We start from the raw sequence: 18,397 nt of genomic DNA, 5'->3' as shown, positions 1-18,397 counted from the left end.
TGTGTCGCCAGCGAGTCAGTCGCTTGTCCGTGGGTTTACCCGCGCCAGTGGCGGGTTTGCCTCACCCAAAGCCGGGTCAAAACAGCCATCAGCAACAACACCAAGAACCAGGCCAAATAGCACACCAGCAATGAAGGCTGATAGCCCGGCGGCGCCTGCCAGCCCTGATGCTCCAGCACCTGGCCGCCAAAGCGCCACTGCATATAGACCCAGGCCAGGGCATGAATCAAGGCGATGTGCACCAGGTAGAAAAACATTGGCCGGCTGCCGAACAGCATCAAGACGCGCAGCGGGTGTTGCACCCAACGCTCGATCAGGGCCAATGCCGCCAAGCCAAGGCCCAATGTGATGCACAGATAGAGCAGCGAGGGCGGGTATTTATGCACATCGACAAAAGCCATCAGCTCCAGCGCCAAGCCGCTGCCCTGCCCCAAACGCGCCTGCCAGCTATGCGGGTCGCCATAAAAATTGCCGCTGCGCAGCAGCACAAAAGCGAACAACAAGGCCGTTGCAGCGCTCAGCAAAAATCGCTGCCGGCGCGCGGGCTCCCAGGCCAGCACCGGCCCCAAGGAGTAGCCGGCCGCGATCAGCCCGACCCAAGGCATCAAGGGATAGGCAAACACGACGCCCAGGCCCGGCCAAAGCTGCCGGTAGCCGCCCTGATGCCAGGCCATCATCGGCCAGGAGGCGTCTTTGCCATGCCAAGCGTCCAGCAGGTTGTGCGGCAAGATCAAGGCCGCCGCCACCAGGGCAATGAGGGGCAGCGGCAGCCAGATCAACAAGCCCAAGACCATCATGGCCATACCGATCGCCCAGATCACCTGCAAGATCAGCACATTAAAGCCAAACTGCCAGCTGAAACTGACCCAGGTGAGTTCCAGCAAGACCAGCAAAGCGCCGCGCCCGAGCAAGTAACGCGTCATCTCGAGCTTGCTGCGTCGCTTTGAGCGCAAGTACGCCGACATGCCGGCCAGCAAGACAAAGATCGGCGCGCACAAATGGGTAATCCAGCGCGTCCAGAACCAAGCGGGTGAGCCCAGTTGCAGATCCAGGGGATTGAAGGGCGTCGGGGCAAAGAAATCGCGCGTGTGATCCAAAGCCATCAAGACGATAACCAGGCCGCGCAGCAAATCAATGGCGAACAGCCGCTGGGAGGGAGAATGATTCACGGTCGGGAGCTGATGTTGAGGAAGGCCGTTTGTTAGCTTGGATATTAGGTCGGCGATCGCCCCAAGCATCTGGGGTGATTCCCTCGGCACAGCGACGAGGCTTAGGCTTCCCCCAGTTAAACTGCGAGCCATGACGATCACGATCAAATCCGGCGCCGATATCACCGCTTTGCGCATTGCCGGGCGCTTGGCCTCCGAAGTCTTGGACATGCTCACGCCGCATGTCAAACCCGGCATCACCACCGACCAACTCGACAAACTGGCACACGACTACATCGTCAATGTGCAGCAAGCGATTCCAGCCCCCTTGAACTACACGCCGGCCGGCTACATCCCCTACCCCAAGTCGATCTGCACCTCGGTCAACGACCAGATCTGCCACGGCATCCCAAACGACCGCGCCTTGAAGAACGGCGACATCGTCAATATCGACGTCACCGTGATCAAGGACGGCTGGCATGGCGACACCAGTCGCATGTTTGTCGTCGGCGAAGGCTCGATCGCGGCCAAGCGCCTGTGCGCCTTTACCTACGAAGCGATGTGGAAGGGTATTGCCAAGGTCAAGCCCGGCGCTTACCTAGGCGACATCGGCCACGCCATCCAGACCTATGCCGAGAATGCCGGCTTCAGCATCGTCCGCGAGTTCTGCGGCCATGGCATCGGCCAGGTCTTCCACGAAGAACCGCAAGTGCTGCATTACGGCCGCCCCGGCACCCTGGTGCAACTGGTCGAGGGCATGGTGTTCACCATCGAGCCCATGATCAATGCCGGCCGGCGCGAGATCAAGGAAGGCAATGACGGCTGGACCATCAAGACCAAAGACAGATCGCTGTCGGCCCAGTGGGAGCACACGCTGATCGTCACCGAAACCGGCTACGAGGTGTTCACACTCTCGGCCGGCAGCCCGCCGCCGCCTGCATTCATCACTGCTTGATCAGGTGAGCAAGGGCGTGGGCAAGGCGGTCCCAAGTGTCGAGCCCAAAAGCTTGGCCGAGTTGCGCCAAGACTTCAAAGCCGGCAAGCAAGCGCTGGTTGAGGCTTTCCGCAAGGGCCGCCCTACGGCCGCGGCAGCGGCCGGTCTGCTCAGCGCACTGGCTGCGCATGTCGACGCCGCCCTGCAAGGGCTATGGGCCCGCAGCACCATGCCCGCAGGTGCCAGTTTGCTGGCCGTGGGTGGCTACGGGCGTGCTGAACTCTTCCCCTACTCCGATGTCGATGTCTTGCTGCTGCTGCCCGACGGTGTCGAAGCGCATCAATGCGGCGCGGTCAAGACCGGCATCGAGGCCTTCATCACCGCTTGCTGGGACATCGGCCTGGAGATTGGCTCCTCGGTGCGCACGCTGGACGAATGCCGCCATGAAGCTGCCGGCGATGTGACCATACAAACAGCGCTGCTGGAAGCGCGCTGGCTGGCCGGCGACCGGCCCCTGGTCCAACAGTTGGAAAAATTACTAACGGCCTCCATGGACGCCAGCGCCTTCTTGCGCGCCAAGACGCTGGAGATGAGCCAGCGCCACACCAAATACGACGACACGCCCTACTCCCTGGAGCCCAATTGCAAGGAAAGCCCCGGCGGCCTGCGTGACTTGCAAGTGCTGATCTGGATCGCCCGCGCCGCCGGCCTGGGGCAGACCTGGAAGGGTTTGGCGCAGGCCGGCCTGATCACCGCCTTCGAGAGCCGTCAACTGCAGCATAACGAAGGCCTGCTCAAGCTGATAAGGGCGCGCCTGCACTGCGTGGCCGGCCGGCGCGAAGACCGGCTGGTGTTCGATCAACAAACCGCCGTGGCCGAGAGTTTTGGCTATCAAAGCAGCGCCGGCCAGCGCGCCTCGGAAGTGCTGATGCGGCGCTACTACTGGGCTGCCAAGGCTGTCACGCAGCTGAACCAGATTCTGCTGCTGAATCTGGAGGAGCAGATCAACGGCTCGCAGCAAGGCCTGATGCGCCCGATCGACGCGCATTTTCTGGACCGGGCCGGCATGCTGGAGGTCGCCTCGGACGACCTTTATCAGCGCGAGCCGCATGCGATTTTGCGCACCTTCTTGGTCTATCAGCAGACCCGCGGCATCAAAGGTTTGTCGGCCCGTACCCTGCGCGCGCTCTACAACGCGCGCCAGCTGATGAATAGCGCGTTCAGGCGTGACCCGGTCAACCGCGCGACTTTTATGCAGATCTTGCGCCAGTCCGAGGGGCAGACCCACGCCATGCGCTTGATGAACCAGACCTCGGTGCTGGGGCGCTATCTGTGGGTGTTCCGCGGCATCGTGGGTCAGATGCAGCATGACCTGTTCCACGTCTACACGGTCGACCAGCACATCTTGATGGTGCTGCGCAATGTGCGGCGCTTCTTCATCCCCGAGCATGCGCATGAGTACAGCTTTTGCTCGCAGCTGGCCGCGCAATGGGCCAAACCGGAGCTGCTTTATATTGCCGCCCTGTTCCATGATGTAGCCAAGGGGCGCGGCGGTGACCATTCCGATCTCGGGGCCCTAGAAGCCAGGCGCTTTTGCCGCGACCATGGCCTGGACAAGGCCGATGCGGACCTGGTGGTGTTCTTGGTACAGCAACACCTGACCCTCTCCAGAGTGGCACAGAAGGAAGATCTGTCCGACCCCGACGTGATCAATCGTTTCACGCTGAAGATGGTCGATGCGCGGCATCTGACCGGCCTGTATTTGCTGACGGTGGCCGATATCCGCGGCACCAGTCCCAAGGTTTGGAATGCCTGGAAGGGCAAGCTGCTGGAGGACTTGTACCGTGTCAGCCTGCGCGCCCTGGGCGGCGCGCAGCCCAATTTGACGGCCGATATCGAAGCCCGCAAGCAAGAGGCCCGGCAAGCACTGGCCCTGCATTCGATGCTGCCCGGTACCGAAGCGCCGCTATGGCAAACGCTGGAGATCAGCTACTTCGCTCGCCACGAAGCGGGCGATTTGGCCTGGCATGCGCGCTCGCTCTGGCGCCATGTGCAAAGCCCGGTGCCGGTGGTGCAGGCCCGCCCCTCGCCGGTCGGCGAAGGCCTGCAAGTGCTGGTCTACTCGCCCGACGCGCAGGATCTGTTCGCCCGCATATGCGGTTACTTTGACGGCGCCGGCTTCAATATTCTGGATGCCAAGGTGCACACCACGCGCAGCGGCTACGCGCTCGACACCTTCCAGGTGCTGAGCCCTGATCTGGACCTGCACCACCGCGACCTGGTGTCGCTGGTCGAGAACAAGCTGACACAGGCGCTGCTGAACGCCGGGCCCTTGCCCGAGCCGCGGCGCGGGCGCTTGTCGCGTCGGGTCAAGTCCTTCCCCTATACGCCGCGCATCGCCCTGCGCCCGGATGAGCGCGCCCAACATTGGCTGTTGACCATCAGCACCAGTGACCGCGCCGGCCTGCTCTATGCGATTGCCCGCGTGCTGGCGCGCCACGGCATCAATCTGCAATTGGCCAAGATCTCGACCCTGGGCGAGCGGGTCGAAGATACCTTCCTGGTCGACGGTGCCGCTTTGCAGCACAACAAGGCTCAACTTCAAATCGAGAGCGAGCTGCTCGATGCAGTGGCGCTGCAAAAATGAACGCAGAAACCACAGCCAAACATGGCCCACCTTCGCCGCTGATAGCCGCCGAGGAAGCGATTAGCGCGCTGAAGGCCTTTGACGCCATCATCGACGTGCGCTCGCCGGCCGAATATGCCGAAGACCATCTGCCCGGCGCGCTCAATTGGCCCGTGCTGGATAACGAGGAGCGCCACCGGGTCGGCCTGCTCTACAAAAGCTCGCCCTTCGAGGCGCGCAAGATTGGTGCGGCTTTGGTGGCGCGCAATATCGCCCGTCATATCGAGGCCCATGCCGAGCCCTTGAGTCGCAACTGGCGGCCATTGGTCTACTGTTGGCGCGGCGGTCAGCGCTCGGGCGCGATGACCTGGTTTCTCGGGCAGATCGGCTTCAAATCACGCCAGCTGCAGGGCGGCTACAAAGCCTATCGGGCGCAGGTTCGCGAAGCCTTGCTGACGCAGCCGGCCGCCTTCGAGTTTCATGTGCTGTGCGGCCGAACCGGCAGCGGCAAGACCAGATTGCTGCAGACGCTTGCCGGCTTAGGCGCGCAAGTGCTTGACCTCGAAAAATTGGCGGCCCATCGAGGCTCAATCCTGGGCGCATTGCCGGATCAACCCCAACCCAGCCAAAAAGGCTTTGACACCTTGCTGTGGCAGCAGCTGAGCCAGCTGGACCCAAGCCGGCCGGTCTTTGTGGAAAGCGAAAGCCGCAAGATCGGCCAGGTCCGCATGCCCGAATCGATGTACGAAGCGATGCGGGCCAGCGACCACATTTATTGGCTGGAGATGCCGGGCGCGGCCCGTGTGGAGCTGCTCTTGCAAGACTATGCTCATTTCTTCGAGCGGCCCGACTACTTCTGCGCCAAGCTCGACGCCTTGATCAGCATGCGTGGCCGCGAACGCGTGCAAGGCTGGCAGGCACTGGCGCGCGCCGGCGATTGGAGCACGGTGTTCGCAGAACTGATGCGCGATCATTACGACCCCGGCTACGAGCGCTCCCTGGCCGGACATTACCCGCAGCTTGAGCGGGCAAGGCGCATCCAGCTCGCCGATGGCTCCGCCCCTTGCCTTCATGCCCTCGCGCTGGACTTGATGGCGGTCAAGGCCTGAAGCCCTGCTGCGTGGCAAGATACTTTATTCAAAGTGAGTACAGATGCAATTTCTAGAAACTGAAAATGCCCTGCGTCAATCACGCCAATTCGGGGTGAAGCCGGTGCCCGTGCTACGCCCCTTGGGTTGGTTGTCCCGGGGCTGGCAGGACTTGGTGCGCTGCCCCGGCCCCTCGCTCGCCCATGGCTTGGTGTTGGCGGCGCTCGGGGCGTTGATCTTTGTGTTGGCGCGCCAGCATTTCTGGCTGCTGGCCGGCGCCTTCAGCGGCTTCTTGCTGGTGGCCCCGATTCTGGCGACCGGCTTGTATGTGATCAGCCGCGACCTTGAGCATGGCCGCACACCGAGTTTTGCCGCCATCATCAAGGCCTGGCGGCCACGCGACGGGCGCTTGGTGGTATTCGGCGTGTTGCTGGCCTTTGCCGGCACCGGCTGGGTGATGACATCTGCCTCCTTGATCACGGGCTTTGCGGGCGCACCCATTCGAGAGCCGGCGGACTTTTTGCGTCATGTGGTGCTGAATGAAGAATCTCATTTGTTCGAGATCTGGCTGGCCATGGGGGCGGTCTTGGCTGCACCCATGTTCGCCTCGACCTTGATCGCCGTGCCGCTGCTGCTGGACCGCACGGACGTTGGCGTGCTGGGCGCCGTGTTCACCAGCTGGCGCGTGGTGATGGCTTATCCGGCGGCGGTCGCTTTGTGGGCAGGCTTGATCATGTTGCTGACCTTGCTCGGCATGGCCAGCCTGATGCTGGGCTTCGTCGTGGTCTTGCCCTGGTTGGGCCACGCCAGCTGGCACGCCTACCGTGACCTCGTTTCCAACACCGACTGACCGCGGAGGCCCAAGCACAGTATGTTCGGATACAGCGAGCAGCAAATTGCCCAGTTCGGCCTGAGCTGGGGCGTAGGCCTCTTCATGGTCTATATGGTGTTCATCATCTTGCAGCTGGCGCGCGAGTCCAAGGCCGGGCGTTTCGGCACTTTTGTCTTGCTCTTGGGCCTGGGCTTCGGCATGGTCGGCTACTTGGCCAAGGGCGCCATCAAATGGTTTATGACGGGCATCGGCGGATAGATTCCCGATGAGCCTGCGCGACACCATCACCCGCAGCTTCAAGCATTCCAGGCTTGAGGATGTGCAGGCCCTGCTCACCGGCACCTTGTTCGTCGCCCTGGGCGTGGCGCTGTTCAAGCAGGTGGGCATGTTGACCGGCGGCACGGTCGGCATCGCCTTCTTGCTTCATTACGCCAGCGGCCTGCCCTTCGGCGCCCTGTTCTTTTGCATCAACCTGCCTTTTTACTGGCTGGCCTATAAGCGCATGGGTCTGCCCTTTACCCTCAAGACCATCACCGCGGTCAGCTTGATGGCCGTGTTAGCTGAAGCACTGCCGCACTGGCTGCAGTTTGCCCAGCTCAACCCCTGGTTCGCGGCGATTGCCGGTGGCCTGCTGATTGGTGCGGGCATGTTGATTCTGTTCCGTCACCGCGCCTCTCTTGGCGGGCTGAATGTGGTGGTGCTTTATCTGCAGGAGAAATACGGCTGGCGCGCCGGCTATGTGCAGGCTGGCCTGGACCTGGTGATTCTGCTTTGTGGCTTGGCCTTTGTGCCACCCGATCGAATCGGCCTGTCAATTGTGGGCATGCTGGCCATCAACGCCGCGCTGGCCATCAATCACCGGCCCGGCCGCTACATGGCGGTGTAGTTGTTCACGCAAGTCCTGTAAGCTCGCTAACTTGCCAACTACTGGGACGCGCAACGATGAATGTCAGTAATATCGGCGGATACGGCAGCCTCGTCGCCGCCTCGCTTGTGCTGCTGTTTGGCCGCATGCTGGTGACACGCATTGCCGTTCTGAAGGCCTTGACGATCCCGGAACCAGTCGCGGGCGGCTTGGTGGTGGCTTTGCTGATGCTGCTGGTGCAGCAGCTGAGCGGCTACACGGTCAAGTTCGATACCTCTTTGCAAACCCCGCTGATGCTGGCGTTTTTCGCCACCATCGGCCTGTCTGCCAACCTTGCCAGTCTGAAGGCCGGCGGCAGCATCATGGTCAAGTTCCTGGGGGTCGTGCTGGGCCTCTTGTTGATGCAAAACATGATAGGCCTAGGCATGGCTTCGCTGCTGGGCCTGGATCGACATCTGGGCCTGCTGGCCGGCTCCATCACCTTGTCGGGCGGGCACGGTACGGGTGCAGCTTGGAGCAAGGTCTTCAGCGAACAGTTTGGCCTGCAGGGCGCGACCGAATTGGCGATGGCTTGCGCCACCTTCGGCCTGGTGCTGGGCGGCGTGATCGGCGGTCCGGTGGCGAAATTTTTGATGAGCAAGATGAAGCCTCAAGCCGCAGCGCAGCAGCCGGCTCAGGCGCCAAGCAACTTTGAAGAGCCCGAAGCCACCCGCCTGATCACGGTCAATTCCTTCATTGAGTCCTTGGCCTTGATTGCGCTGTGCTTGGCCGGCGGCGACATGCTCAGCGCCGCCATCGCAGGTACGGCGTTCGAACTGCCGACCTTTGTTTGCGTGCTCTTTATCGGTGTCCTGTTGCGCAACGTCTTGGCCGGACTGGGGCTTCACCAAGTTTTTGACCGCGAAGTTTCGGTACTCGGCAATGTCAGCTTGGCGCTTTTTCTGGCCATGGCCTTGATGAGCTTGCGTCTGTGGGAGCTGGCCAATCTGGCCCTGCCCATGCTGCTGATTCTGGCGGTACAGGCGATGGCCATGGCGGCCTATGCGATCTTGGTCACGTTCCGCGTCATGGGCAGCAACCATGACGCCGTGGTGCTGGCGGCCGGCCACTGCGGTTTTGGTTTAGGGGCGACGCCCACCGCAATTGCCAATATGCAGGCGGTTACGCATCGCTTCGGCCCCTCGCATCTGGCCTTCATCGTCGTGCCCATGGTGGGCGCCTTTTTTATCGATATCGCCAACGCGCTGATCATCAAGCTGTTCATGGCCCTGCCGATTTACTGAGCCCGCCAACTTCTTGTCAAAGCAATGCGCTATACCAGCGCAAGTCCAGCAAGCGCCGCGCCAGCTGGTGGCTGCGCCCTGCAGGGTCGGCCAGATCGTGCAAGATATCGAAGTGGTTGCAGCCCTTGATTTCTTCGCAAATCGGCACGACCCGGCGGCCCCAGGCCTGGCGGATCAAACGGTTTTGGCGTTTGAACTCCTCACTCTCTAGCGCGCCCACGATGGCATAGACCGGCGCCTCGGGGGCGGGAAACTGTGCCGGGCTGAGGCGGCGCACACTGTCGGCATCCAGGCGCAGATCAGCCTGCAAAAACGGGGCCTGGCGCAGCGGCGCCAGATCGTAGACACCCGAGATCGCCAACACGCCCTTGACGAGGTGATGGGGCAAATCCGGCGCGACAGCCTTCCAGTCGCAGCAATTGAGCATGCTCGCCAGATGCGCCCCGGCCGAATGCCCGACCAGCACCACCCGCATGGGGTCGCCGCCATATTCGGCCGCATGGCGCCAGACCCAGGCAAGTGCTTGCACCAGTTGCAAGGGAATGCGGTCCATGCCGACATCTGGGCAAAGCGAATAGTTTGGAATCACGACCATGGCCCCTTCATCGGTGAAGGAGCTGGCCACAAAAGAGCTGTCCGATTTATCCAGCGCGCGCCAATAACCACCGTGCACAAACACCAGCACCGGCGCGTTCGGCACGTCCGAGGGGAAAACGTCCAGCCTCTCCGCCGCAGACTCGCCGTAGGCCACATCAAGCAGGCAGCGCGACCGTTCACGCACCAACTGCGAGGCCCGCGCCCAGCGGCCCAGAATGTCGGCGCTGTCGGCCACGCGAGCGCGGTTGTTGTATTGCTGATCGAACCAGGCGGGGCTTTGACGGGGCATGCTCGGCTACTCCTTGCTTGAAGCTTAGAACTCAAGTGTCGATGCTGGCGGCGGGCCAGCCACTCGACAAAAACCCGCAGCATCGCACAGACCGAGCAGCCTCCTGGCGAGCAAATTGAGCGGGCAAGAAAAAACCTCGCGAAGTCGTCAGACTTGGCGAGGTTGATCTGGTGGGCGGTGCAGGTTTCGAACCTGCGACCCCCACAGTGTGAATGTGGTGCTCTACCCCTGAGCTAACCGCCCTGAATTTTGTGAATCAAATCCACCAGTCCATCTAAACGCACGGCATGCAGCCATGCTGATGATGTTCTGGTGGGCGGTGCAGGTTTCGAACCTGCGACCCCCACAGTGTGAATGTGGTGCTCTACCCCTGAGCTAACCGCCCGACTTTTTTCATCTCTTCGCTAACTGCGAAGCCCACAATTATGCCACGGATTTTGCTGGCGACTCAAGCAGATTGCCAGATTCTTTTTCCGCCGCTGGCCTTGTCCAGCTCGCCCAGCACGCGCTCATGGGCGAGCTGCTCTTCCTCGCTGGCCTGCAAAATCGGCAGCACAAAGCTGCTCAGATCAATCGCGGCCAGCTTGAATTCAGCCGACTGCGCATTGCCGCCCGAGTCATCCATGACCAGCGAATCCTGGCCGCGCGTCAGGCGGATATAGACCTCGGCCAACAACTCGGCGTCGAGCAAAGCGCCGTGCAACTTGCGGTTGGAGTTGTCAACCTCCAGCCTGCGGCACAAGGCATCCAGCGAGTTGGCCTTGCCCGGGAACAAATCACGCGCCATCAACAGCGTGTCGCGCACGCTGCCCACGGTGTCGGTGATGGGCGGGCGGCGCAGCCTCTTCATCTCGGCATTGACGAAGCCAATATCGAAGGGTGCGTTGTGGATCACCAGCTCGGCGCCGGCCAGAAAATCCAACAACTGATCGGCGATGTCGGCAAACAAAGGCTTGTCGGACAAAAACGCTTCGGTCAGGCCGTGCACACGCAGCGCGTCCTCATGGCTGGCGCGTTGCGGGTTGACGTAGAGGTGCAGGTTGTTGCCAGTCAACTGGCGGTTGACCATCTCGACGCAGCCGATTTCGATGATGCGGTCGCCGCCCTCGGCGGCCAGACCGGTGGTTTCGGTGTCGAAAAAGATTTGACGCATGGGGACTCGGGGAAAACTAGAAATCAGGCTTTGCGACGGCTGGAGTAAACCCAGATCAACATGCCCACCGCCACCATGGGCACGCACAGCCATTGGCCTTGGCTCAGGTTGAGCGCGCGCAGGCCCAGATACTCATCGGGCTCACGGAAATACTCGGCCATGAACCTGAAGATGCCGTAACCGATCAAAAACATGCCCGAGACCTGGCCGGTTTGGCGCGGCTTGCGCGCATACAGCCACAGCAAAACAAACAAAAGCAAACCTTCGCCGAAGAATTGGTAGAGCTGCGAAGGGTGGCGTGGCAAGGCTGAGCCCGACTGCGGAAACACCATTGCCCAAGGCAGGCTGGGGTCCGCCGCGCGCCCCCACAGCTCGCCGTTGATGAAGTTGCCCAGACGGCCCATGGCCAGCCCGGTCGGCACGCAGGGCGCGATCAGGTCGGTGACTTCGAAGAACTTGCGCCCACGCAGCTTGGCAAACAAGGCCATAGCGGCAATCACACCCAGCAAACCGCCGTGAAACGCCATGCCGCCCTTCCAGACCGCCAGCACTTCACCCAGGTTATGCATGTAGTAGTCAGGCTTGTAGAACAGCACAAAGCCCAGCCGCCCGCCCAACACCACGCCCAGCACGCCGAAGAACAAGAGATCGTCCACATCGCGGCGGCTCCAACCCAAGCCCGCAAACTGCGGCTGCGCGACCCGGCGGTTGGCCAAAAACAAAAACAGGCCAAAGGCGGCCAGATAGGTCAGGCCATACCAATGCACGGCCAGGGGGCCGAGCTTGATGGCTATCGGGTCAAACTGGGGGTGAACCCACATTGCGTCGTCCTTTGAAGAGCGCTTGAATGAATCTTGCTGCGCCGGGAAATCAGCCGCGCATCATAAGGTGCCGGCTCAGGCGCGCGGCCGGCCGGAAGCCTCAGCCCAGTTCGGCCAAGCTCTTGCGCGCATCTTTGGCGTAGTTAGGCCGGATATGTTTATCCGAGGCGGCGCGGCTGAAGGCTGCTTTGGCCGCGGCCTTGTCGTCCAGCGCCAACCAGGCCTCGCCCAGCCGGTGGTCGATGGGCAGCTGCTGCGCGCCGGCCAGGTTTTTAGCGCGCTCCAGATGTTGGACCGCCGCCTGGTTTTGCCCTTGATCCAACGCCAGACGAGCCAGGCAATAGGACGCCATGGCCTGGCTGGGTTGATCACGCTGCAACTGCTCGAACAAGCTGCGCGCCTTGTCGAACTGCTGCTCCCTCATCCAGTGCCGGCCCAGCTGCGACGTAGCCTCGCGCACATCGGCCAGCAAGGCGCCGTCACTGCCCGCACGCACGGCCATCAACTCACGCTCGGCCTCGGGCCATTTTTCGGCCGCAGCGGCCACCAGCGATCGCAGCAAGCGCGCCTGTTCGGGCTGGCTGGCGCGAATCTCGGCCTCCAGCGCCTTGGCCTTGGCCGCACTACCGCCCAACATCTGCGGCGTGAACAAATAGAGCTGCACCAGCTTGCTGCGCGCGGCATACAGCGTCGGGTCAAGTTCGAGTGCCTTGTGCAAAGCGTCCTTCAGGCGCCCCACCATCGCCACCGCTTTCAAGGGGTTGATCATTTGCACCTGGTGGCCCATCACCTCGGCTGCGGCGTAATAACAAATGGCTTCTTGCGGGCCCCGTTCGCGGCAGGTCTGCGCCAACTTGGCCGCAACGTCGAGCCGCGCCACGTCATAGGCATCACTGCTGCCCAAGGCCGCGCCCGCCAAGGCCTGCACATCGTCGGGCTTGAGCTTCAGGCGCACCTTAGAGGCACGCTCCAAGTCCTCATAACGGCCGGCGTCCAGCAGGCTTTGCAGCTGCGCATCCTTGAACAACGCGGCCTGCGCGGCGGGGCTCAAGCTCAACAGAGCGAGCAGGCAGATCAAGGAGCTTAGGGCGTGAATACGGCGGGGCAAGGGCTTGAAGGGCATAGGCAAAAATGACTCGAAGCGAGTTTGAAGTGATTTCGACAAAGAGAGTATGTCTTGATTGTGCGCATCCACGCTGCGCCCAGGCAAGTTCTGCGACGAAGTGCAGAAACAAACGCTTCAGACGCTGGTTCGAATTCAAGACAGCATCAAACGCTGAATATGTTCGACAAACCGCAGCACCGTCGGTGCGGCGTCGCGGCGCCAAATCAGGCTGGTTTCACACACCGGCGCCGCCCCAATCAAAGGCCGGTAGACGACGCCGGCGCGCTGAAAGGCCATCACGCTGGCCGGCACCCAGGCCAGGCCGATTCCGGCAGAAACCAGATTGACGATGGTCTGCATCTGAATCGCCTCTTGTACGACCTGAGGCTCCAAGCCATGCTGGCGATAGAACGCCAGCAGCGCATCGAACAGGGACGGCGCAATTTCGCGCGGGAATATCACGAGCGGCCGGCGCAGCACCGCCTGTACATCCAGGCTGGCGCTCACCGCCAAGGACTCCTCGCTGCTGAGCGCCAGCACCATGGCCTCGCTGGAAATCCTCAAGCTTTCAAAGCCGGGCGGCTGAGCGCCGGGCGCATGGATGATGAAGCCGGCATCCAGATCGTTCTGCGCGAACTCGCGCATTTGCACGTCCAAGGTCGCTTCGCGCAAGGTCAGTTCAATGTCGGCAAAGTCCTCGCGGAACAGCCTCAACCAGCGCGGCAAATCGCCAAAACCTACGGTCGATATAAAGCCCAGGCGCAGCCGGCCGCGACTGCCGCGCGCCGCCGCCTGCGCAAAAGCCGGCAAGGCCTCTGCCTGCGCCAAGATGGCGCGCGCCTGCGGCAGCAGGCCCAGGCCGGCCGCGCTCAAGGCGACCGAGCGGCTGCTGCGCTCGAACAGGGGCGTGCCCAAGCTGCCCTCCAGCTTTTGTATCGCCTGCGTCAAAGGTGGCTGCGTCATGTGCAGGCGTTCGGCGGCGCGCCCAAAATGCAGTTCTTCCGCCACGGCTACAAACTGGCGCAGCGTTCGCAACTCAATCATTGATATGCCAATTGTATTAATCAGAAGTGAATAATATATTTGAACAACAGGCAACGCCAACGCATACTGCCAGCATCCCAGCTTTTCAAGAACCGGAGACCACGCTCATGACCGCTGCCAACCGCCGCTCCAAGAACATCACCGAGGGCGTAGCCCGTGCGCCGAACCGTTCCATGTATTACGGCATGGGCTACCAGGAAAGCGACTTCGGCAAGCCGATGATCGGCATTGCCAACGGCCACTCGACCATCACGCCCTGCAACTCCGGCTTGCAAAAGCTGGCCGACGCAGCCGTGATTGGCCTCAAAGCAGCCGGCGCCAACCCGCAGGTTTTCGGCACACCGACGATCTCGGACGGCATGGCCATGGGCACCGAAGGCATGAAGTACAGCCTGGTCTCGCGCGAAGTGATCTCCGACTGCGTGGAGACATGCGTCGGCGGCCAATGGATGGACGGCGTGATGGTGATTGGCGGCTGCGACAAGAATATGCCCGGCGGCATGATGGGCATGTTGCGCGCCAATGTGCCGGCCTTGTATGTCTACGGCGGCACGATTCTGCCGGGCAAGTACAAGGGCCAGGATCTCAATATCGTCAGCGTGTTCGAGGCGGTCGGCCAGTTCTCGGCCGGCAAGATGAGCGAGGAAGATTTCTGCCAGATCGAGAAGCGCGCCATCCCCGGCAGCGGCTCTTGCGGCGGCATGTACACGGCCAACACCATGAGCTCGTCTTTCGAGGCGCTCGGCATGAGCCTGCCCTACTCGTCAACCATGGCTAACGTCGAAGACGAGGTGACCGAGAACGTCAAGAAGGCAGCGGCCGTCTTGGTTGAGGCGGTCAAGAAGGATCTGAAGCCGCGCGATATCGTGACCAAGAAAGCGATCGAGAACGCCGTGGCCGTCATCATGGCGACCGGCGGCTCGACCAACGCGGTCTTGCATTTCTTGGCCATCGCCCATGCAGCCGAAGTCGAATGGAGCATCGACGACTTCGAGCGCATGCGCCGCAAAACGCCGGTGCTGTGCGATTTGAAGCCCAGCGGCCAATTCCTCGCCATTGACTTGCACCATGCTGGCGGCATCCCGGCGGTGATGAAGGAGTTGCTCAAGCACGGCCTGCTGCATGGCGACGCGATGACCATCACCGGCAAGACCGTGGCCGAGAACCTGGCCGACGTACCGGACTTGCGCGCCGACCAAACAGTCATCCGCCCGGTCACCAACCCGATTTATGCCGAAGGTCATCTGGCGATCCTGAAGGGCAATCTATCGCCCGAAGGCTGCGTCGCCAAGATTACCGGCCTCAAGAACCCGGTGATGAGCGGGCCGGCGCGCGTGTTCGAGGACGAGCAGTCAGCGCTGGCCGCCATCATGGCCGAGAAAATCGTCGCCGGTGATGTGATGGTCTTGCGCTATTTGGGCCCCAAAGGCGGCCCCGGCATGCCGGAAATGCTGGCCCCGACAGGCGCCTTGATCGGCCAAGGTCTGGGCGAAAGCGTTGGCTTGATCACCGACGGGCGCTTCTCCGGCGGCACTTGGGGCATGGTGGTCGGCCATGTCGCGCCCGAAGCCTACGCAGGCGGCGTGATTGCGCTGGTGCAAGAAGGTGACCGCATCACCATCGACGCGCACAAGCTGCTGCTGGAACTGCACGTCAGCGAGGAAGAGCTGGCACGTCGCCGCGCGGCCTGGGTGGCGCCGGCACCGCGCTACACCCGCGGCGTGATGGCCAAGTTCGCCAAGAACGCATCGAGCGCCAGTTCAGGCGCGGTGCTTGACTTGCTGTAACGAAGCTCAGCCCTTCAACAAAGGCTCGATCAAGCGCTGCCGCACCAGCGGATGCCAGAGCTTGGCATCTTGCTGCAGTGCCGGCGGCGGCTGGTCCGGGTTGTTCAGGATCAGCCAGCGCCGCTCGGCCAGCTGCGCCTGCCTGACTTGCCAACCCACTGCCTTGTCGTGCAAGGCCTCAAAGCTGCCGTCGGCTTGCACCAGCTTCCAGCCATGGCGCAGGCGTTCGGCCAGTTCGGGCCGCGCATGGTTGACCATAAAGGCAAAGGTGGACGGGTAGGCCACCAGCCATTGCTTGAGCACCACCAGTTTGGGCAGGGCCTGCACGATGCCGAAAGCCTCATCCGAGGCCAGCAGAAAAACATCGAAGCGCCCCAGCTCCAACATCGCATCGAAAACGCCGAGCCTCTGAATCCGCTGCACCGGCCAGGCATTGCGCTCCAGCACCGTGGCGTCGGGCCAATGCGAGACCTGCGCGACGCGTAGTTTTTTGGCCTGCGCCAAGTCCTTGATGCCCTCAAGCTCGGCCTGCCGGCTGGCCAAGCAGACCGGCAAGCGCAAGCCATTCAAGCCACGCCTCAGACAGCCGCGCACCTGGATGCCGTCGGCCTCACGCGCTAGCGAGTTCATGCTGGCCACCACATCCAAACTGCCCGCACGCAACTCCAACATCGTGCGACTCTGGGTGATGCTGTCGCGCGGCGGCAGCGCTTCAAATTGATAGGGGCCGTAGCTGGCAATGGTCTTGTCCATCAACAGGGTCAGCACCGCCAAGGGAAAAGAATCGGCCTCCCCTTGCAGAGGCTGCATATCGTGCTTGACCGTCACCGGCTCGCCCTTGGTGGCTGCCATGCATGGCGCTGCATACAAGGTGGCGACAGAGGCCACAGTGGCAGTGAGCGCCAGCCGGCGGCTCACAAGTCGGGGCTCGAAGTCTTCATGCATGGACTGAGTCTAGATCAGGCCATAGGCGCGGCAGGACGCAATGCACCGAGGGTTTTCCCAAGCCGGCGGCTTTGCCACGCACAAATGGGCAAGAATGCGCAGGCGTCATTCAGCCAAAAACAACCCAACACGCGCCGTCAAGGCCCGTTCAATATGACCCAAACCTTGAGCCCCTCGGTGCAGCGCCTGCACGCCTTGTTTGATGCTTGTTGGGAACGCGAGTTGGCGGAGAACCCGCTGCAGGCGAGTTACATCGGCGATGCGCGCTTCAATGCCTTGTGGCCGGATTTGAGCCCCACCGCACAAGCCCGCATCACCACCGCCAATCAAGCTGCGCTTGCCGAGCTAGATGCCTTGGTGGAGGCCGGTTTGCCAACCGAGGAGCAGCTGAACGCCCAGCTCTTCAAGTACGAATTGCAGGCCCGTTTGGCCGTTGCAGCTTTTCAGCCGCTGGCCTGGGCAATTTCTGCGCGTGAGGGGCCGCAGTCGCTAAATGAAATTGCGGAATTCATGCCGCTGGACACGGCAGCGGATTTCGAGATCTGGCTGCAACGCATGCGCGGCCTGCCCGCCTACCTCGCTCAGTACGAAGCGCTTCTGAGCGACGCGGCCAGTAGCGGCCGCACGCAGCCCCGCCTCTTGATGCAGCGCGTGATGCCGCAGCTAGATTTGCAAGTGGTGGACGCCCCTGAGCAAAGCCCCTTCTTCAGCGCCTTCAGACAAATGCCGCCTCGCATCGGCGCCGTCGAAACAGCGCGGCTCGAGGAAGCGGCGCGTCAGATCATCGGCGAGCAAGTCGTGCCGGCTTACCGGCAGTTCAGGCAGTTTTTTGCCGCGGTCTATTTGCCCGCCTGTCGCGAGACGGTCGGCATTTGGGATAGCCCAGACGGTGCGGCCTATTACGCCAACCGCATCGCTTTTCACACCACCACCACGCTGGACGCCGAGCAGATCCACCAGATCGGCTTGGATGAAGTTGCACGCATCCACCGCGAAATGCAAGCGGTGATGGATCAGCTCAAGTTCGGCGGCAGCAAGGCCGAGTTCTTCGAGCATCTGCGCAGCGACCCCAAGTTCTATTGCAAGAGCGAGCAAGAGCTATTCACCGCCTACGTGTTGGCGGCCAAGAAGATCGAACCGGAGTTACCCAAACTCTTCGGCAAACTGCCGCGCACGCCCTACGGTGTACGCGCTATTCCCGCTACCAGCGCGCCCAACACCACTGCCGCTTATTACAGCGGCCCGTCCGACGACGGCCGACGCGCCGGTTATTACTACGTCAATCTTTACCGCCCCGAGATGCGGCCTATCTACGAGATCGAGGTGCTGACCGCCCATGAGGCGATGCCTGGACACCACTTGCAGATTGCCTTGGCGCAAGAGCAGCAAAACTTACCCAAATTCCGCCGCTTTGCCGGCTACAACGCTTATCTCGAAGGCTGGGCGCTGTATGCCGAAAAGCTCGGTTTCGAGCTGGGGCTCTACCAAGACCCCTATTCACATTTTGGCCAGCTAACCTATGACATGTGGCGGGCGGTCCGTTTGGTGGTGGACACCGGCTTGCACGCCAAACGCTGGACGCGCAAGCAGGCAATTGACTACTTCCGCGCCAATGCGGCCAAGACCGAGGTCGATATCGTCAACGAAGTAGACCGTTACATCGGCTGGCCGGGCCAAGCGCTGTCCTACAAGATTGGCCAGCTGCGGGTGCTGGCGATGCGGGCTCGTGCCGAGACGGCGCTGGCTCAAGAATTCGATGTCCGGGCCTATCACGACATGCTGCTTGATGGCGGCGCACTGCCGCTGGATCTGCTGGACCGCAAGGTGGACGCCTGGATTGCCGGGCAACATTGCCGAAGTACATAGGCAATGCAGAAAAT

The 18,397-nt window shown here is 61.9% G+C and carries 16 protein-coding genes and 2 tRNA genes; 9 read left to right on the top strand and 9 right to left on the bottom strand.

Features of this window, described 5'->3' with window-relative positions; all coding sequences use genetic code 11:
• Positions 1-35: 35 nt before the first annotated feature.
• Complete coding sequence (locus PRZ03_RS18905) at positions 36-1,169, bottom strand: DUF1624 domain-containing protein (RefSeq protein ID WP_273601817.1); 1,134 nt, start codon at positions 1,167-1,169, stop codon at positions 36-38.
• 130 nt (positions 1,170-1,299) lie between these two features.
• On the opposite strand from PRZ03_RS18905, the gene map reads away from it, so the two are divergent.
• The 7 genes from map to gltS are packed head-to-tail and all read left to right on the top strand — an operon-like array spanning position 1,300 to position 8,776.
• A complete protein-coding gene (map, locus tag PRZ03_RS18900; protein WP_263532217.1) occupies positions 1,300-2,103 on the top strand; it encodes a type I methionyl aminopeptidase in 804 nt (267 codons plus the stop codon).
• A gap of 4 nt (positions 2,104-2,107) precedes the next feature.
• Entirely contained in the window at positions 2,108-4,729 is a 2,622-nt protein-coding gene (locus PRZ03_RS18895; protein WP_273601816.1) for a [protein-PII] uridylyltransferase, read from the top strand.
• On the top strand, positions 4,726-5,817 hold the full coding sequence (gene mnmH / locus PRZ03_RS18890; RefSeq protein WP_273601815.1) for a tRNA 2-selenouridine(34) synthase MnmH: 1,092 nt from the start codon (positions 4,726-4,728) through the stop codon (positions 5,815-5,817). Before PRZ03_RS18895 ends, mnmH begins: the two co-directional genes overlap by 4 nt.
• A gap of 43 nt (positions 5,818-5,860) precedes the next feature.
• Positions 5,861-6,646, top strand: a complete 786-nt coding sequence (locus PRZ03_RS18885) for a DUF2189 domain-containing protein (protein WP_263532214.1) — start codon at positions 5,861-5,863, stop codon at positions 6,644-6,646.
• Positions 6,647-6,667: 21 nt separating this feature from the next.
• Positions 6,668-6,886 (top strand): DUF2788 domain-containing protein, encoded by a 219-nt coding sequence (locus PRZ03_RS18880; protein WP_263532213.1) that lies wholly within the window; start codon positions 6,668-6,670, stop codon positions 6,884-6,886.
• A gap of 7 nt (positions 6,887-6,893) precedes the next feature.
• Positions 6,894-7,514 carry a YitT family protein gene (locus PRZ03_RS18875; RefSeq protein ID WP_273601814.1) on the top strand — a complete coding sequence of 207 codons (621 nt, stop codon included), beginning with the start codon at positions 6,894-6,896 and terminating at the stop codon, positions 7,512-7,514.
• 56 nt (positions 7,515-7,570) lie between these two features.
• Entirely contained in the window at positions 7,571-8,776 is a 1,206-nt protein-coding gene (gltS, locus tag PRZ03_RS18870) for a sodium/glutamate symporter (RefSeq protein ID WP_263532211.1), read from the top strand.
• Between the two features lie 16 nt (positions 8,777-8,792).
• Here the strand turns inward: gltS and PRZ03_RS18865 are convergent, their stop codons facing one another.
• The 7 genes from PRZ03_RS18865 to PRZ03_RS18835 all read right to left on the bottom strand — a co-directional run bounded on the left by PRZ03_RS18865 (position 8,793) and on the right by PRZ03_RS18835 (position 13,785).
• Complete coding sequence (locus PRZ03_RS18865; RefSeq protein ID WP_273601813.1) at positions 8,793-9,662, bottom strand: alpha/beta hydrolase; 870 nt, start codon at positions 9,660-9,662, stop codon at positions 8,793-8,795.
• A 168-nt stretch (positions 9,663-9,830) separates the two neighbouring features.
• A tRNA-Val gene (locus tag PRZ03_RS18860) sits at positions 9,831-9,905 on the bottom strand.
• Positions 9,906-9,972: 67 nt separating this feature from the next.
• Positions 9,973-10,047 (bottom strand) — tRNA-Val (locus tag PRZ03_RS18855).
• A 63-nt stretch (positions 10,048-10,110) separates the two neighbouring features.
• Positions 10,111-10,815: a DNA polymerase III subunit epsilon gene (dnaQ, locus tag PRZ03_RS18850; protein ID WP_273601812.1), complete on the bottom strand. Its 705-nt coding sequence runs from the start codon at positions 10,813-10,815 to the stop codon at positions 10,111-10,113.
• 23 nt (positions 10,816-10,838) lie between these two features.
• Entirely contained in the window at positions 10,839-11,636 is a 798-nt protein-coding gene (gene lgt, locus PRZ03_RS18845) for a prolipoprotein diacylglyceryl transferase (protein ID WP_263532208.1), read from the bottom strand.
• A 100-nt stretch (positions 11,637-11,736) separates the two neighbouring features.
• Positions 11,737-12,759 carry a tetratricopeptide repeat protein gene (locus PRZ03_RS18840; RefSeq protein ID WP_273601811.1) on the bottom strand — a complete coding sequence of 341 codons (1,023 nt, stop codon included), beginning with the start codon at positions 12,757-12,759 and terminating at the stop codon, positions 11,737-11,739.
• Positions 12,760-12,894: 135 nt separating this feature from the next.
• Positions 12,895-13,785 carry a LysR family transcriptional regulator gene (locus PRZ03_RS18835; RefSeq protein WP_273601810.1) on the bottom strand — a complete coding sequence of 297 codons (891 nt, stop codon included), beginning with the start codon at positions 13,783-13,785 and terminating at the stop codon, positions 12,895-12,897.
• Between the two features lie 107 nt (positions 13,786-13,892).
• Here PRZ03_RS18835 and ilvD point away from each other — a divergent pair, with 107 nt between their 5' ends.
• Complete coding sequence (ilvD, locus tag PRZ03_RS18830) at positions 13,893-15,572, top strand: dihydroxy-acid dehydratase (protein WP_263532205.1); 1,680 nt, start codon at positions 13,893-13,895, stop codon at positions 15,570-15,572.
• A 6-nt stretch (positions 15,573-15,578) separates the two neighbouring features.
• On the opposite strand, the gene PRZ03_RS18825 is transcribed toward ilvD, so the two are convergent.
• Positions 15,579-16,424, bottom strand: coding sequence for a type 2 periplasmic-binding domain-containing protein (locus tag PRZ03_RS18825; RefSeq protein WP_273601809.1), 846 nt, complete (start codon positions 16,422-16,424; stop codon positions 15,579-15,581).
• 246 nt (positions 16,425-16,670) lie between these two features.
• Between PRZ03_RS18825 and PRZ03_RS18820 the strand changes: the two genes are divergently transcribed.
• Positions 16,671-18,383: a DUF885 domain-containing protein gene (locus PRZ03_RS18820; protein ID WP_273601808.1), complete on the top strand. Its 1,713-nt coding sequence runs from the start codon at positions 16,671-16,673 to the stop codon at positions 18,381-18,383.
• The last annotated feature ends 14 nt before the right edge of the window (positions 18,384-18,397 follow it).

Origin of the sequence: Roseateles albus (assembly GCF_028595345.1) — a bacterium.
GTDB classification, from domain to species: Bacteria; Pseudomonadota; Gammaproteobacteria; order Burkholderiales; family Burkholderiaceae_C; genus Paucibacter_A; species Paucibacter_A albus.
This window is presented reverse-complemented; position numbering and strand designations above follow the sequence as displayed.

Excerpts from the sequence above, each read along its gene's own strand:
- dnaQ (WP_273601812.1), bottom strand. The coding sequence starts at position 10,815 with ATGCGTCAAATCTTTTTCGACACCGAAACCACCGGTCTGGCCGCCGAG.
- PRZ03_RS18880 (WP_263532213.1), top strand. The coding sequence starts at position 6,668 with ATGTTCGGATACAGCGAGCAGCAAATTGCCCAGTTCGGCCTGAGCTGG.
- PRZ03_RS18820 (WP_273601808.1), top strand. The coding sequence starts at position 16,671 with ATGACCCAAACCTTGAGCCCCTCGGTGCAGCGCCTGCACGCCTTGTTT.
- PRZ03_RS18840 (WP_273601811.1), bottom strand. The coding sequence starts at position 12,759 with ATGCCCTTCAAGCCCTTGCCCCGCCGTATTCACGCCCTAAGCTCCTTG.
- PRZ03_RS18825 (WP_273601809.1), bottom strand. The coding sequence starts at position 16,424 with ATGGCAGCCACCAAGGGCGAGCCGGTGACGGTCAAGCACGATATGCAG.
- lgt (WP_263532208.1), bottom strand. The coding sequence starts at position 11,636 with ATGTGGGTTCACCCCCAGTTTGACCCGATAGCCATCAAGCTCGGCCCC.
- PRZ03_RS18865 (WP_273601813.1), bottom strand. The coding sequence starts at position 9,662 with ATGCCCCGTCAAAGCCCCGCCTGGTTCGATCAGCAATACAACAACCGC.
- PRZ03_RS18875 (WP_273601814.1), top strand. The coding sequence starts at position 6,894 with ATGAGCCTGCGCGACACCATCACCCGCAGCTTCAAGCATTCCAGGCTT.
- map (WP_263532217.1), top strand. The coding sequence starts at position 1,300 with ATGACGATCACGATCAAATCCGGCGCCGATATCACCGCTTTGCGCATT.
- ilvD (WP_263532205.1), top strand. The coding sequence starts at position 13,893 with ATGACCGCTGCCAACCGCCGCTCCAAGAACATCACCGAGGGCGTAGCC.
- PRZ03_RS18885 (WP_263532214.1), top strand. The coding sequence starts at position 5,861 with ATGCAATTTCTAGAAACTGAAAATGCCCTGCGTCAATCACGCCAATTC.
- mnmH (WP_273601815.1), top strand. The coding sequence starts at position 4,726 with ATGAACGCAGAAACCACAGCCAAACATGGCCCACCTTCGCCGCTGATA.
- gltS (WP_263532211.1), top strand. The coding sequence starts at position 7,571 with ATGAATGTCAGTAATATCGGCGGATACGGCAGCCTCGTCGCCGCCTCG.
- PRZ03_RS18835 (WP_273601810.1), bottom strand. The coding sequence starts at position 13,785 with ATGATTGAGTTGCGAACGCTGCGCCAGTTTGTAGCCGTGGCGGAAGAA.